The following is a 12,364-nucleotide window of genomic DNA, read 5'->3' as shown; positions in this document are numbered from 1 at the left end:
CGCCGGAAGAAGCGGGCGGACCCGCGGTGTTCGAATGATGAGACGGCTTGACCAGCATATGGATGTCTTGGCTACCCTGAAAACATGAGCGCATCCTCCATCGATCTTGCAGTTATTCCCGGCGACGGCATTGGCCCTGAGGTCATTGCGGAAGCACTCAAAGTCTTGGAAAAGGCTGTGGCTTCCGAGGGCGTCGAGCTCAAGCAGACGCACTACAAGCTCGGCGCGGAGCACTGGCTGGCCACGGGCGAAACCCTGCCGGACCACGTTTTGGCCGATCTTCGTACCCGGGATGCCATCCTGTTCGGCGCTGTCGGTGCAGCCCCCGGCGATACCCGCATCCCCTCCGGCATCATTGAGCGCGAGATGCTGCTCAAGCTCCGCTTCAGCCTGGACCACTACGTCAACCTGCGGCCGTCCCGGCTCTACGGAACCGTGGGCAGCCCGCTGGCCAACCCCGGCGTCATTGACTTCATTGTGGTCCGCGAAGGCACCGAAGGTCCCTACGTCGGCAACGGCGGCACCCTCCGCGCCGGAACTCCCCACGAGGTGGCCACCGAAGTCTCGCTGAACACCGCCCACGGTGTTGAGCGCGTTGTCCGGGATGCCTTCCGCCGTGCCAGCGCGAGGGAGCGCAAGCACGTCACCCTGGTCCACAAGCACAACGTCCTGGTCTACGCCGGGCACCTCTGGAAGCGCACGGTGGAGGCCGTGGCACAGGAGTTCCCGGAAGTCACCCACGACTACCTGCACGTGGACGCCGCAACCATCTTTATGGTCACCGATCCGTCCCGCTTCGACGTGATCGTCACCGACAACCTCTTCGGCGACATCCTCACCGATCTTGCCGCGGCCATCACCGGCGGCATCGGGCTGGCAGCATCCGGCAACATCAATATGGACCGCACTGCGCCGTCCATGTTCGAACCCGTCCACGGCTCTGCCCCCGACATTGCCGGCCAGGGCAAGGCCGACCCCACCGCCGCCATCCTGTCCGCAGCCCTCCTGCTGGACCACCTCGGCTACACCCGCGCGGCCCGCAGGATCGAAGCGGCGGTAGTTGCCGACGTCGAGAAGCGCGACGGCGGTGCACGCACCACCAGTGCCGTGGGCGACGCCATCGCCGCCGGTCTTTAACCCCGTGCCAGGGCCTCCTGCATCGGGCGTAAGCTTGTCTCGAATCACCAAATGCCGCCTTGCCGTTCACTGCTGAATGCAAGGCGGCCGATCGTGGAGGAACCATGACTCAGACCGCCCATGGCGTCGACTTCAGCCAGCAGCCCTCGGCCAACCCGAAGTCTGCTGAAGAGCGTGCAGCAATCCTGGCCAACCCGGGATTCGGCAACCACTTCACCGACCACACCGCCATCGTGGACTACAGCGTGGACGCGAACGGCAACGGCGGCTGGCACAACGCCAGGGTGGAAGCCTACGGGCCCATTTCCCTGGATCCGTCAGCTGCAGTGCTGCACTACGGCCAGGAGATCTTTGAAGGACTCAAGGCCTACCGTCACGCCGACGGGTCCGTCTGGTCCTTCCGCCCCGAGGCCAACGCTGCCCGCCTGAACAAGTCCGCCCGCAGGCTCGCGCTTCCCGAGCTGCCGGCAGAGTACTTCCTCGGCGCCATCCGCGAGCTCGTTTCCGCCGACAAGGAATGGGTGCCGGACGGGGACGGCGAGTCCCTGTACCTGCGGCCGTTCATGATCGCCACCGAGGCCTTCCTGGGCGTCCGTGCCGCCCGGGAGGTTTCCTTCCGGGTGATCGCCTCACCGGCAGGCAACTACTTCGGCGGTGAACTTGAGCCCGTATCCATCTGGATCTCACGCGAATACGCCCGTGCGGGCCGCGGCGGAACCGGCGATGCAAAATGCGGCGGCAACTATGCGGCTTCGCTGATTGCGCAGCAGGAGGCCGAAGCCAACGGCTGCAAGCAGGTCCTCTTCCTGGACCAGTTCAACGACAATGCGGTTGAAGAACTGGGCGGCATGAACGTCTTTTTCGTGATGAAGGACGGCTCGCTGGTGACGCCTGCGCTCACCGGTACCATCCTCGAAGGCATCACCCGCATGTCCGTCATCCAGGTGGCCAAGGACATGGGCCGCGAAGTCAGCGAGCGGAAGATCACCCTGGACGAGTGGCGCGACGGCGTTGCCTCCGGCGAGGTTGCGGAGGTCTTCGCCTGCGGCACGGCCGCTGTCATCACCCCGATCGGGGTCCTTAAGGACGCCACCGAGTTCATCGGCTCAAACGATGCCAAGGCGGGGGAGACCACCATGGCCATCCGCGAAAAGCTGCTCGGCATCCAGACCGGAGCCGTTCCCGACACACACGGCTGGCTGACCCGGCTCGCCTAGCTCCGGTCTCAGGCGGCACTCAAATAACGACGGCGCCTGGCAGGTTTCCACCTGTCAGGCGCCGTTTTGCTGGGGTCTGTTCCTTCTCCCGGGAGAGGGCTAGCGGCGGGCGGCTTTCCTGGCAGCATTCTTCCGGGCTTTCCGGGAGACAGGCTTCAGGGCCTTCCGGGCCGCTTCTTCGGCCAGTGCGCGGTTGGTTCGGGCGTCGACGATGTCGTTCCACAACGTCGTGGCAAAGACGCCGCCGTCCTGGGCATAGACATCGTAGGGATAGCCGGCAAAGACGGACGGCGTGGTGCTGCCGGTAGGCAGCTCCTGCCCGGTTGCCTTCGCGACCGCGTCCCCCACAGCCCAGGTCCTTATCAGGTGGGGCGTGAGGTTCTCCTGGACAAACAGGGTGGCGTCGCCGGAGGCAGCGGCACGTTTCAGGAGCACGTCCAGTTCTTCCGCCAGGAGCCCGGATGCCGATTCCTCCACGCGCGCTGTACCCGCCTTGAGATCCTCGGTAAGGCCGTCCACCGCCTCGCTCCAGTCGGCGGTCTCGCGGAACTTCTTCCACGTGGGAAACCAGACAATGCTGCCCGTCGCGTGGTTGTGGATGTGCCGGAGTCCGCTGTTCTTCTCCGTTGCGGCATGGTCGTGGCCCGCGGCATCAGCTTCGGCGAGGAGGTCTGCAAGCGTGGTTGTGGTGTTCATGTATGTGGTTCCGGCTTCCTGCGAGATCGTTTGCTCTTCATTCGTGCTCAACCCGGAGCCCGCCCTGTTCTATTCCGGCGGCGTCCCTTCCCGCGGAACGGCGGTGGAGCACGTGCCGATGCAAAGATGGGATGGTGACTTCAACTTCCGGCCCCATCCTGCAGCGCAGCTCCGCCCTGACGCAGTTCGTCCTGGCCCCCAATCCCGGGCCTATGAGCCTGGCCGGCACCAATTCCTACGTGCTGCGGGAGCCCGGTCAAACGGGCGCCGTAGTGGTTGATTCGGGTCCGCTGGACGAGGCCCACCTCCAGGCACTCGCCGGTGCCGGCTTCATTGACCTCATCCTCATTACGCACCGCCACGCGGACCATACCGCGGGCTCCGAGCGGCTGCATCAACTCACCGGCGCGCCGGTCCGGGCCGCCGATCCGGGCCACTGCCACGGCGGGGGAGAACCCCTGCGGGCCGGTGAGGTGATCCATGCGGCCGGAGTGGGCATCACCGTGCTCGCGACACCCGGCCACACGTCGGATTCCGTGTGCTTCCACCTTTCGGGCGACGGACCACAGGGTTCCGTGCTGACAGGGGACACCATCCTTGGCCGCGGCACCACCATGCTCGACTATCCGGACGGGACCGTCGGAGACTACCTGGCCTCCCTGGACAGGCTGGAAGCGCTGGGACCAGCCACCGTCCTGCCCGCCCACGGACCTGTGCTGCCCTCCCTAGCGGATGTCGTCCGGGACTACCGCACCCACCGCCTCGAACGGCTGGCGCAGATCCGCGCGGCGCTGGACCTGTTGGGCCGGGATGCCACAGCCGGCGACGTCACTGACGTTGTCTATGCCGACGTCGACCCTTCTGTGCGGCGTGCCGCGGAAACGTCTGTTGCCGCTCAGCTCCACTACCTCCGGGGCGATGCCGGCGGGCGGTAGGCCGGACGGGTGCGGCCGTGGCGAGACGGTAGGGTAGGAGCCATGCGTATTGCCAGGTTTGTCGTCGATTCTGATCCCCTCTACGGCGTTGTTGAAGGTGACACGGGCAGTGAGGAAATCACTGTCATCCATGGAGACCCCTTCTTCAATGGGGTGGAGCGTACCTCCGTCCGGCACAAGCTGGAAGACGTCCGGCTGCTGGCCCCCATCATTCCCCGCAGCAAGGTGATAGGCGTGGGACGCAACTTCGTGGAGCACGCGCACGAACTCGGCAACGAGGTTCCTGCCCAGCCGCTCCTCTTCCTGAAGCCCAACACCGCCGTCGTTGGTCCCAATGATCCCGTGGTGCTGCCGGAGTTCTCCGAGGAAGTCTCCTTCGAGGCTGAGCTGTGCGTGGTGATCGGCCGGATCTGCAAGGATGTGCCCGAGGAACGCGTGGACGACGTCATCTTCGGCTACACCTGCGGCAACGACCTCACTGCACGGGATGTCCAGAAGAGCGACCTCCAATGGACCCGTGCCAAAGGCTTCGACACCTCAGCGCCGCTGGGCCCGTGGATTGAAACCGAACTGGACACCGAGGATTTGGCCATCCAGGGCCGGCTGAACGGCGAACTGCGCCAGGACGGCAGTACCAGCCAGATGATCCGCGGCGTCCGCGAACTGGTTTCCATCGTCTCGCAGGCCTTCACACTGCTGCCCGGTGATGTCATCATGACCGGCACCCCGGCGGGCGTGGGACTTGTGAAGGCCGGCGACCGCTACGAAGTCGAGATCGAAGGCATTGGGCGCCTGTCCAACCCCGTGGTCCGCCGTTGATCCTCCGGGCCTGAACCGGACGGGGGCAGCCCGCGGCAAGCGGTAAAGTTGGAGCCACTATGACTACTGCTTCTGCGTCTTCTGCTGCCTCCATCCCGTCCGTCACTGCCGACACCCCGGTGCGCGTCCGGTTCTGCCCGTCGCCTACTGGGACACCGCACGTTGGCCTGATCCGGACGGCCCTGTTCAACTGGGCCCACGCCAAGCACACCAAGGGCACCTTCGTGTTCCGGATCGAGGATACGGACGCGGCACGGGACTCGGAAGAGAGCTACCAGCAGCTGCTGGAGGCCCTGAAGTGGCTGGGAATCACCTGGGAAGAGGGTGTGGAGGTAGGCGGTCCACACGAGCCGTACCGGCAGTCACAGCGGTTGGACCTGTACAAGGACGTCGTAGCCAAGCTCCTGGAGGCCGGTTACGCCTACGAATGCTATTCGTCCCCGGAAGAGGTCGAGGCGCGCCACCGTGCCGCCGGCCGCGACCCCAAGCTCGGCTACGACAACTTCGACCGCGAACTCACCGAAGATCAGCTCGCGGCATTCAAGGCCGAGGGGCGCAAGCCCGTCCTGCGAGTCCGGATGCCTGACGAGGACGTTGTCTTCACCGACCTGGTCCGGGGCGACATCACGTTCAAGGCCGGCAGTATCCCTGACTACGTCATCGTCCGCGCCGACGGCTCGCCGCTGTACACGCTCGTAAATCCCGTAGACGACGCCCTGATGGGGATCACCCACGTGCTGCGCGGTGAGGACCTCCTTTCCTCCACCCCGCGGCAGGTAGTGCTGATCCGCTACCTTATCGAAATCGGCGTCGCCAGCTACCTGCCGCTCTTCGGCCACCTCCCGTATGTGATGGGGGAGGGCAACAAGAAGCTGTCCAAGCGTGATCCGCAGTCGAACCTTTTCCTGCTCCGCGACCGGGGCTTCATTCCCGAAGGCCTGCTGAACTACCTTTCGCTGCTGGGCTGGAGCCTTTCCGCCGATGAGGACATCTTCACGGTGGACCAGCTGATTGAATACTTCGACGTCAAGGACGTCCTGGCCAACCCGGCCCGGTTCGACATCAAAAAGGCGGAGGCCATCAACGGCACCCACATCCGCATGCTCAACCCGGAAGACTTCCGTGGGCGGCTTGTACCGTACCTGCTGGCAGAAGGCTTCGTGGACGGGCAGCTCACCGCACGGCAGGAAGAAATCCTCACCGAAGCTGCGCCTCTCATCCAGGAACGCATCACCCTGCTGGGCGAAGCGCCGGAGATGCTCGGCTTCCTGTTCAAGGCCGACGACGCGATCGACGTGGCAGATGATGCCCGCAAGGGCCTGCCCGCGAACCTCACTGAAGTTCTGGACGCCGCCCTCGCCGCCCTGGAACCCGTCCAGGACTGGAAGCCGGAAAACATCCAGGCCGCGCTGAAACAGGCGCTGGTGGAGGACATGGGCATCAAGCCGCGCCTGGCTTTCGGTCCGGTGCGCACCGCCATCTCCGGCCGACGCATCTCACCGCCGCTGTTCGAGTCCATGGTGATCCTGGGCAAGGACTCGTCCTTGGCCCGGCTCCGCACCTTTCGCGGCTGATGGAAGCTCCCAGCAGGGCAGGCGGCGCAGTACTGGCCACTCCCTTCGGCACAGTCCGGGGAGTGCTCTTCGATATCGATGACACCCTGGTGGACCTCGAATACTCGATGACCACTGCCCTGCGCGAGGTCAGCGAACACCTCCTGCCCGGCCTTGACCAGGCCGGGTGGGAACGGTTCGGACGGATCTTCACCCATGAGACCACGCACTACTATGACCGGTACCTCGCCGGGGAACTGACGTTCAACGAACAGCGCCTGCTGCGCGGCCGGGCAGCATTGGGCCACTTCGGGGTTGAGCTTGGCGAGGGCGAGCAATCGCACCAGTGGCTTAGCGCGTACATGGAGAAGCAGCCGGCCTACGTGAAGCCTTTTCCTGACGTGATGCCGCTGCTCGATCTCCTGGACAAAGCTGGCATCCCCTACGGCGCCGTCAGCAACAACGTGCATGATTACCAGCGGGCCAAACTGGACGGCGCAGGACTCGAGCGCGTCAGGCGCCTGGTGGGAACGGACACCCTGGGCGTGGCGAAACCTGATCCAGCCATCTATCTCGAGGGCGTCCGGCTCCTGGGAACCGACCCAGCTGTCACCCTGTACGTAGGAGACAACCGCCTCCTTGATGCCGAGGGCTCGACGGCGGCCGGCCTCCTGGGCGTCTGGCTCAACCGGGCAGGGGAGCCCGCGCCGGGGTTTGAGGGTCACGAAGTCGGCTCGCTGGACCAGCTGCTGGCCTGACGCCGCCCATTGGATTGACAAAGAAAAGAGTCCGCCAGCGTTTGCTGACGGACTCTTTTCCGTGGGGGCCGTTCCTGGCGGTTGCCGCCCTACTTGACTGCGGTTGTTGCCAACGAGGTTTTCGCCGTGGTGGTGTATCCGGGCTTGGTCCCGGTTACGGTGACGGTGAGTGTCTTGCCGAGGTTGCCTGCCACAGGTGTGTAGATGACGGCCGTGGCGCCGCTGATGCTGACGCCGTTGGCCTTCCATTGGTAGGTCAGGGTTACCGGTGCGGGTCCCCACGTGCCGGGGACCGCGGTCAGGACCGATCCGACCGCGGCAGTCCCGGTGATCTTTGGGGCCGGGGAGACCAAGGCAGGGTTCAGGGCCATGACCGTCCGCGTTGCCACCGAGGTTTTCGCCGCGGTGGTGTACCCGGCTTTGGTTCCGGTCACGGTGACGGTGATGGTTTTACCGGTGGTGGCCGCCGCCAGTGTGTAGGTGCGGGCTGTGGCGCCGGTGATGGCGATGCCGTTGGCCTTCCACTGGTAGGCCAAGGTTACTGGTGCGGGTCCCCAGATGCCGGGAACCGCGGTCAGCAGGGAGCCGACCTTGGCGGTGCCGGTGATGGTGGGCACCGGTGCGGTGAGTGTTCCGCGGGTCACGGCCGCTGTTGCCACTGAGGTTTTTGCCGCGGTGTTGTACCCGGTTTTGCTCCCGGTCACGGTGACGGTGAGTGTCTTGCCGAGGGTGGCGGCGACTGGCCTGTAAGTGGCCGTGGTGGCGCCGGTGATGGCGATGCCGCTGGCCTTCCACTGGTAGGCCAGGGCTACCGGTGCGGGTCCCCAGGTGCCGGGAACCGCGGTCAGCAGGGAGCCGACCTTGGCGGTGCCGGTGATGGTGGGCACCGGTGCGGTGAGTGTTCCGCGGGTCACGGCCGCTGTTGCCACTGAGGTTTTTGCCGCGGTGGTGTAGCCGGTTTTGCTCCCGGTCACGGTGACGGTGAGTGTCTTGCCGAGGGTGGCGGCGACTGGCCTGTAAGTGGCCGTGGTGGCGCCGGTGATGGCGATGCCGCTGGCCTTCCACTGGTAGGCCAGGGCTACCGGTGCGGGTCCCCAGGTGCCGGGAACCGCGGTCAGCAGGGAGCCGACCTTGGCGGTGCCGGTGATGGTGGGCACCGGTGCGGTGAGTGTTCCGCGGGCGACGGCCGCTGTTGCCACTGAGGTTTTTGCCGCAGTGGTGTAGCCCGCCTTGGTGCCGGTGGCTGTGACGGTGAGTGTCTTGCCGACGTCGGCCGCAACCGGTTTGTAGGTGGCCGTGGTGGCGCCGGTGATGGCGATGCCGCTGGCCTTCCACTGGTAGGCCACGGTTACCGGTGATGGTCCCCAGGTGCCGGGAACCGCCGTCAGCAGCGAGCCCACCTTTGCGGTGCCGATGATGGTGGGCGCCGGCGCCGTAAGGACCGGGTTGAGGGCCATCACCGTGCCCGATGGAACAGATGTGCTCACCGCATTGGCGTAGCCGGTTTTTGTGCCGGTCACCGACACCGTCACGGTTTTGCCGGCGTCGGCCGCAACCGGCTTGTAGGTCCCGGCTGTGGCGCCTGTGACGGGTGTGCCGTTGACTTTCCACTGGTAGGCCAGGGTCACCGGTGACGGTCCCCACGCGCCGGGAACCGCCGTCAGGACCGAGCCGACCTTGGGGGTGCCGGTGATAGTGGGCACCGTCGTTGTCACCTGCGCCGTTGCGTATTCGAGGTCGAGTGCAGTGGGCTGGCCTGCGGTGACGGCGACCGGAGTGGCTGCTGCTTCGCTGGTGGTGTTGCCGGAGTAGAGGTCGGCGAGCAGCGGAGTGCTTCCCCGCAGTTTCAACAGGTAGAGACCCGTGCTGAGGCCCTGGATTGAGTACTTGCCCGCGGCATCTGTGACGCCGGTCCTGGCTATCAGTGACCCGTTGGAGGTGTAGGCCAGCACTCCTGTGCCTGCGACTGGCTTGCCGGCCAGGTCAGTTGCAGTGCCGGTAATAGAGCCGCCCTGAACCAGGGTGGCATTGATGTTGGGGACAGACTGCCCGGAGCCAACAACAATGGACTGGGCCTGGGCGACGCCTGCAGACTCAGGTTTGTTGTTGTAGAACTGGGCTTCCTCAGTGGTGGTGTAGCCGCTGGAACGGTTGAAGGCCACCTTGTAGGATCCTGCGGCCAGGCCCCGGACGCTGTAGGTTCCGTCGCTGCTCGTATACCGGTTCATGATGGTGTTGCCGGCCGAATCGAGAATGTCGACGGGATAGCTATGGTTGGATGAGCCGCCGCTGACTTTGCCGGTGAGCGTTGCGCCGACAACGGCTGTGATGTCCACCGCGGACCGGGTCTGGCTCGTGGCCAGCGTCAGGGATGTTGCGCTCGATTCGCTGGAGCCGCCGTACCATGTCTGGGCCGCGCCGCTCACGCCGCCGTCGAACTTTACCTTGAAGGCTCCGGCGGGGAGTCCTGTAATGCTGTACTCGCCGTTGGAGTTGACGGGGCTGTTGAACTGTCCGTTGGGTTCTGACCCCGAGAGGTGGGCGAAGACCCGGGCGGAGGAAAAGTCGGTTCCAGCGGGTCCTGTAATTTTCCCGGTGATGGTGGCACCCTTGACCAGCGTCGTGTCGGCTATGGTCACTTTTTGGCCGGCGCCCACGGCAATCGTTGCGGCTGCGGTAAAGGTGTCACTTCCGCCGAACCAGCGGTTCACCGCTCCGGTGTTGTAGGACGAAAAAAGGATCTTGTAGTTTCCGGCGGTAAGGCCCCGCAAGCTAAAGCTGCCGTCCGGCGCAATACTTGGCGTGGACACGGCTGAATTGCCGGTTTCGGCGCCAAAAATCGTCGCGTAGGTCCAGCCGGTGGAGAGGTTGACACCGGCTCCGGCGACTACCTTTCCGCTGATGGTTCCGCCCTCGGCCAGGGTGGCGTCGACTCCGGTGCGCTGCTGTGCCGTTGTGAGGACGATGGTTGTGGCCGCAGCAGCATCCGCTGCATTGTCGAACCATTCATCAAGAGCACCGGAACCGCTTCCGGCGAACTGGACCTTGTATTTGCCGGCGGGAAGGCCACTTACTTTGTAGGTCCCATCCGGGGCGACGGAGCCCTGCGAGGCGTAGGTCGTGCCATCCTCCAGATAGGCATTAACCCTGAGTGAGGTGACGTCTACGCCGGTGGAAACGGTGAGCTTGCCCCTGATGGCAGCCCCTGTCGCCATGGTGGTGTTGACGTCGTTCACATCCTGCCCGGCCGCGAGGACGATGGCTTTGCCGTCCGTCCCCTGCTGGCTGAGGAGTCCGGTTCCATTGCCGAAAAATTCAACGCTGTATGTTCCGGCAGCGAGACCTAGAAACCTGTAGGTTCCATCAACGTTTACGGACGTTGACATCCCATACGCCCGTGGATCGTCAGTACGCCTGAGGAGGACCGTCAAAGCTGCCATATCGGTGCCGGCGGGCGCGGTGATTTTGCCACCGACTGAAGATCCCTTCACCAGCGTGACATCCGCTCCGGTGAGGTCCTGGCCAGTCGAAAAGCTGACAGCTGCCGGACCAGCCTGGGACATGGGATACCACTGGTTCAGGGCGCCTGACCCAAAGGCGCTAAACATGACGGTGTAGCTTCCGGCCGGGAAGCCAGAGACCTTGTAGGTGCCGTCGGGCGCGATGCCGGCGGAATGGACGGTCAGGCTGGAATTGTTCACGGGGCTGACAAGAACTGACACCCTGCTCTTGTCCACTCCTGCGGGAGCGGTGACCACTCCGCTGATTGATGCGGACTTGACCAAAGTGGCGTTTATTCCGCCGAGGGCCTGGCCCGCACTGACCTGCACCGCAGTGGCGGTTTCGAAGGACGTACCGTTCGTGTACCACTGGGTCAGGGCGCCACTGGTGTCCGAGCGGAACTCGATTTTATAGGTTCCCGCGGGAAGGCCCTGGACTGTGTAGTTGCCATCGGCATCGACCTGCCCAGAACGTGAGCTTGCCCTGTTGGCCGAGTAGGCACTGACGTACACCGAGGTTAGGTCAACTCCGGCGGGAGCTGTGAGCTTGCCGCTGATTGAGGCGCCGTTAACAAGGCCACCATTGATTGCTGCCAGGTCCTGGCCGGCGGACACTGTTAGTACCGTCGCGCTCTCAAAGGACTCAGCATTTTCGTACCAGGTGTCCAGGAGGCCGGAGTCAAACGAGGAAAACTGCACTTTGTAGCTTCCCGCCGGCAGTCCTTTGATCGAGTAGTCGCCGGTCTCGTTGGCGTAGCCATAGCCGGTGAAGGACATGCTTTCAGCACCGCGGATGGACACATTGATGTTCGAAAGGTCAACGCCGGCCGGGGCTGTCACCCGGCCGCTGACGGAGGCACCCTTGACGAGCGTGGCGTCGATGCCAGGAAGGTCCTGGCCCGCAGTGAGCGTGACCGGCGTAGCGGTCTGGAAGGACCCGGCGTTGCCGTACCAGACGTCCATCGCCCCGGAATTTGAACCGGAGAAGTGGAGCTTGAACGTACCGGCGGGCAGCCCGACGATCTTATATGTTCCGTCAGGATTGATCTGGCCGTACCGGTAATTGGAATGTTCATATTCTTGGGCATAGACGTTGAGGTACGTTATGTCCACTCCGGGCGGGAAGCTGATTTTTCCAGCAATCGATGCCCCTTTGACCAGCGCAATATTAATGCCGGTAACACTTTGGCCGGCTGTAACAATTACTTCAGTGGCGGTCTCGAGTGATGTGCCTCCGTACCACTGTTCCAGGGCCCCGGTGGCGTAGCCCCCGACCTGCAGCTTGTAACTGCCGGCAGGGAGATCGGTGACGACGAAGGTTCCGTCATCGTTGAACTGGCCCCAGCGGTGGTGGCCTTCAGCGGACTGTGCACTGATGCTCAGATTGCTCCGCTCAACGCCGGCAGGCACGGTGACCGTGCCGCTAATAGTCGCATTGTTCAGGTCAGCGGCATTAGCCGGCGTTAACCCGAAGAAAAGTAAAGCCGAAAGCACCGCAAACGCAGTCAAAAACCGCGCGCGGAAACGTATGCTCTGTTCGAGCATTTCTATCCCCCCAAATAAAAGTGCCTTCAGCAGCGCATGCGCCGTGCCAGCATTCAGTTGTCAAATAACGCCTTAGTCTAACTATCCGGTAGCTTTTGAAACGAAGGAAACCCGCAGTTTTGGCTCAAGATTGGGAACGCCGCAATTGATAGTGCTGTTGCAAGTACGGTGTGATTTATCGAATTTCAGGATGGGGCTCGGTTG

8 protein-coding genes are annotated in these 12,364 nt (G+C 64.0%); 6 read left to right on the top strand and 2 right to left on the bottom strand.

Annotated elements, in window-relative coordinates; genetic code table 11:
• Positions 1 to 84: 84 nt before the first annotated feature.
• Positions 85 to 1,137 (top strand): 3-isopropylmalate dehydrogenase, encoded by a 1,053-nt coding sequence (locus tag M1E07_RS12605; RefSeq protein ID WP_461187025.1) that lies wholly within the window; start codon positions 85 to 87, stop codon positions 1,135 to 1,137.
• Positions 1,138 to 1,241: 104 nt separating this feature from the next.
• Positions 1,242 to 2,354, top strand: a complete 1,113-nt coding sequence (locus M1E07_RS12600) for a branched-chain amino acid aminotransferase (protein WP_461187024.1) — start codon at positions 1,242 to 1,244, stop codon at positions 2,352 to 2,354.
• 99 nt (positions 2,355 to 2,453) lie between these two features.
• On the opposite strand, the gene M1E07_RS12595 is transcribed toward M1E07_RS12600, so the two are convergent.
• On the bottom strand, positions 2,454 to 3,101 hold the full coding sequence (locus tag M1E07_RS12595) for a hypothetical protein (protein WP_461187023.1): 648 nt from the start codon (positions 3,099 to 3,101) through the stop codon (positions 2,454 to 2,456).
• An 80-nt stretch (positions 3,102 to 3,181) separates the two neighbouring features.
• Between M1E07_RS12595 and M1E07_RS12590 the strand changes: the two genes are divergently transcribed.
• Genes M1E07_RS12590 through M1E07_RS12575 form a run of 4 tightly spaced genes read left to right on the top strand, consistent with a single transcriptional unit; the run spans position 3,182 to position 7,115 of the window.
• Positions 3,182 to 3,985 carry an MBL fold metallo-hydrolase gene (locus tag M1E07_RS12590; RefSeq protein ID WP_461187022.1) on the top strand — a complete coding sequence of 268 codons (804 nt, stop codon included), beginning with the start codon at positions 3,182 to 3,184 and terminating at the stop codon, positions 3,983 to 3,985.
• Positions 3,986 to 4,027: 42 nt separating this feature from the next.
• On the top strand, positions 4,028 to 4,804 hold the full coding sequence (locus M1E07_RS12585) for a fumarylacetoacetate hydrolase family protein (protein ID WP_461187021.1): 777 nt from the start codon (positions 4,028 to 4,030) through the stop codon (positions 4,802 to 4,804).
• A gap of 59 nt (positions 4,805 to 4,863) precedes the next feature.
• Positions 4,864 to 6,378, top strand: a complete 1,515-nt coding sequence (gene gltX, locus M1E07_RS12580) for a glutamate--tRNA ligase (RefSeq protein ID WP_461187020.1) — start codon at positions 4,864 to 4,866, stop codon at positions 6,376 to 6,378.
• Positions 6,378 to 7,115 (top strand): HAD family hydrolase, encoded by a 738-nt coding sequence (locus tag M1E07_RS12575; RefSeq protein WP_461187019.1) that lies wholly within the window; start codon positions 6,378 to 6,380, stop codon positions 7,113 to 7,115. The genes gltX and M1E07_RS12575 overlap by 1 nt, the downstream gene beginning before the upstream one ends.
• An 89-nt stretch (positions 7,116 to 7,204) precedes the next feature.
• Here the strand turns inward: M1E07_RS12575 and M1E07_RS12570 are convergent, their stop codons facing one another.
• The gene (locus M1E07_RS12570; RefSeq protein ID WP_461187018.1) at positions 7,205 to 12,160 is read right to left on the bottom strand and encodes an SdrD B-like domain-containing protein; all 4,956 of its coding nucleotides are present in this window, start codon (positions 12,158 to 12,160) and stop codon (positions 7,205 to 7,207) included.
• Positions 12,161 to 12,364 lie beyond the last annotated feature (204 nt).

It is taken from the genome of Arthrobacter sp. Z4-13 (assembly GCF_054792705.1).
This window is presented reverse-complemented; position numbering and strand designations above follow the sequence as displayed.

Bases quoted from the DNA above. Each gene is read 5' to 3' on its own strand.
- M1E07_RS12605 (WP_461187025.1), top strand. From the start codon at position 85: ATGAGCGCATCCTCCATCGATCTTGCAGTTATTCCCGGCGACGGCATT.
- M1E07_RS12600 (WP_461187024.1), top strand. From the start codon at position 1,242: ATGACTCAGACCGCCCATGGCGTCGACTTCAGCCAGCAGCCCTCGGCC.
- M1E07_RS12590 (WP_461187022.1), top strand. From the start codon at position 3,182: ATGGTGACTTCAACTTCCGGCCCCATCCTGCAGCGCAGCTCCGCCCTG.
- M1E07_RS12585 (WP_461187021.1), top strand. From the start codon at position 4,028: ATGCGTATTGCCAGGTTTGTCGTCGATTCTGATCCCCTCTACGGCGTT.
- gltX (WP_461187020.1), top strand. From the start codon at position 4,864: ATGACTACTGCTTCTGCGTCTTCTGCTGCCTCCATCCCGTCCGTCACT.
- M1E07_RS12575 (WP_461187019.1), top strand. From the start codon at position 6,378: ATGGAAGCTCCCAGCAGGGCAGGCGGCGCAGTACTGGCCACTCCCTTC.
- M1E07_RS12570 (WP_461187018.1), bottom strand. From the start codon at position 12,160: ATGCTCGAACAGAGCATACGTTTCCGCGCGCGGTTTTTGACTGCGTTT.